This window comes from Polaromonas sp. (assembly GCF_030682935.1).
GTDB lineage: Bacteria > Pseudomonadota > Gammaproteobacteria > Burkholderiales > Burkholderiaceae_C > Polaromonas.
Map to the genome: position 1 here is coordinate 1 of NZ_JAUXNA010000146.1, position 2,252 is coordinate 2,252.

Here is a 2,252-nt window from a genome sequence, read left to right on the forward strand (position 1 = left end):
TTCTTAATGCGCTGTAAACACTGTCTGCTATCTATTTGGTAGCTGCTTGTGCCAGCCCTGAATGGGCTGCAAGCAGATTTCGTGCTGCTGTAGAGGCTGGAATACGGCCGCTCAGCACCTGGTCCACCAGCGTTGGCAGCAAGGCGCTGACCGCCGGGTCTTGCCGGAACGCCTGCTTCAGGCCGGCGTCAATGCGTTCCCACATCCACGCCAGCGACCGCTTCTGGCGGCGCTCGGCCAGCTTGCCGTTGGCGGTTTGCAGGTCTTTGAACTGTGTCACCGCCGCCCAGAACGCGTCAACCCCTTTGTTGTGCAGCGCACTGAGCTGAATCACCTGCGGGTGCCAGTGCTTGTCAAAATCGGCGGCCTGGGCGCTGCCCATGGCGTTGTTGACCAGGCCAAACAGGCGCATGGCGGACTTGATCTGGGCCTCGGCGCGCATCGCAGCAAGGGCGTCAATGTCGGCCTTGTTGATGATGACCAGATCGGCCAGTTCCATCACGCCTTTTTTGATCGCCTGCAAATCGTCGCCAGCGTTCGGCAGTTGCATCAGCACAAACATGTCGGTCATGTTGGACACCGCTGTTTCGCTCTGACCCACGCCCACGGTTTCGACAATCACCACGTCGTAGCCCGCCGCTTCGCAGACCAGCATGGCTTCGCGTGTTTTTTCGGCCACGCCGCCCAGCGTGCCGCTGGAGGGGCTGGGGCGGATGTAGGCGCGCTCGTGGACCGACAGCATTTCCATGCGGGTCTTGTCGCCGAGGATGGAGCCGCCCGAGACGGTCGATGACGGGTCAATGGTGAGCACCGCCACGCGATGCCCCTGCGCAATCAGGTACAGGCCGAGCACTTCAATGAACGTCGATTTGCCCACGCCGGGCACGCCGCTGATGCCCAGGCGGAAGGCCTTGCCCGTGTGCGGCAGCAGGTCGGTCAGCAACTGGTCGGCCTGCGCCCGGTGGTCGGCCCGGGTCGACTCCAGTAGCGTGATGGCCTTGGCGATGGCGCGGCGCTGCACGGCGGCATCGCCGTGCAGTACGGAGTCCACCAAAGCGCGGGGGCTCACTTCAAGGCAGCCTTGATCTGCTCCAGCACAACCTTGGCGCTGGCCGGAATCGGCGTGCCGGGGCCGTAGATGCCCTTGACACCCGCTTCATACAGCATCTCGTAGTCCTGCCGCGGAATCACGCCGCCGACGAACACGATGATGTCATCGGCACCCTGCTTCTTCAATTCGGCAATGATGGCGGGCACCAGCGTCTTGTGGCCGGCGGCCAGGGTGCTCACGCCCACGGCATGCACGTCGTTTTCAATCGCCTGGCGGGCGCATTCCTCGGGCGTCTGGAACAGCGGGCCCATGTCCACGTCCCAGCCCAGGTCGGCGAACGCGGTGGCCACGACTTTGGCGCCCCGGTCATGGCCGTCCTGGCCCAGTTTTGAAATCATCACGCGCGGGCGGCGGCCTTCGGTTTCGGCAAAGGCGTTGATTTCACCTTTGAGGGCATCCCAGCCTTCGGCCGAGTCATAAGCAGCAGCATACACACCAGTCACCTTTTGCGTGTCGGCGCGGTGGCGCCCGTAAACTTTTTCGAGCGCGTCGCTGACCTCGCCGACCGTGGCGCGCAGGCGCATGGCCTGGATGCACAAATCGAGCAGGTTGCCGTGGTTGTTTTCAGCGGCTGCCGTGAGCGCATCCAGCGCGGCCTGCACGGCGGCGCCGTCGCGCGTGGCCTTGATGGCGTTGAGGCGTGCAATCTGCCCGTCGCGCACGGCCACGTTGTCGATGTCGCGTGTCTCGATCGCGTCTTCGGTTTTGAGCTTGTATTTGTTGACGCCGACGATCACGTCCTTGCCGCTGTCGATGCGCGCCTGCTTTTCGGCGGCTGCCGCTTCAATCTTGAGCTTGGCCCAGCCGCTGTCCACGGCTTTGGTCATGCCGCCCATGGCTTCGACTTCTTCAATGATGGTCCAGGCGGCATCGGCCATGTCCTGGGTGAGCTTTTCCATCATGTAGCTGCCGGCCCAGGGGTCGATCACGCTGGTGATGTGGGTTTCTTCCTGGATGATGAGCTGGGTGTTGCGGGCAATGCGCGATGAAAATTCGGTGGGCAGCGCAATCGCTTCGTCAAAGCTGTTGGTGTGCAGGCTTTGCGTGCCGCCAAACACCGCCGCCATGGCTTCGATGGTGGTGCGCACCACGTTGTTGTAGGGGTCCTGCTCGGTCAGGCTCCAGCCGCTGGTCTGGCAGT

At 63.2% G+C, this 2,252-nt stretch carries 2 protein-coding genes; both read right to left on the reverse strand.

Translation table 11 applies throughout. The features are described from left to right. Nucleotides 1-31 precede the first annotated feature (31 nt). Nucleotides 32-1,069, reverse strand: coding sequence for a methylmalonyl Co-A mutase-associated GTPase MeaB (meaB, locus tag Q8K05_RS06965; RefSeq protein WP_305245782.1), 1,038 nt, complete (start codon nucleotides 1,067-1,069; stop codon nucleotides 32-34). Beyond that, the coding region (locus Q8K05_RS06970; RefSeq protein ID WP_305245783.1) for a methylmalonyl-CoA mutase family protein at nucleotides 1,066-2,252 on the reverse strand (1,187 nt) is incomplete at its 5' end. The genes Q8K05_RS06970 and meaB, both read right to left, overlap by 4 nt.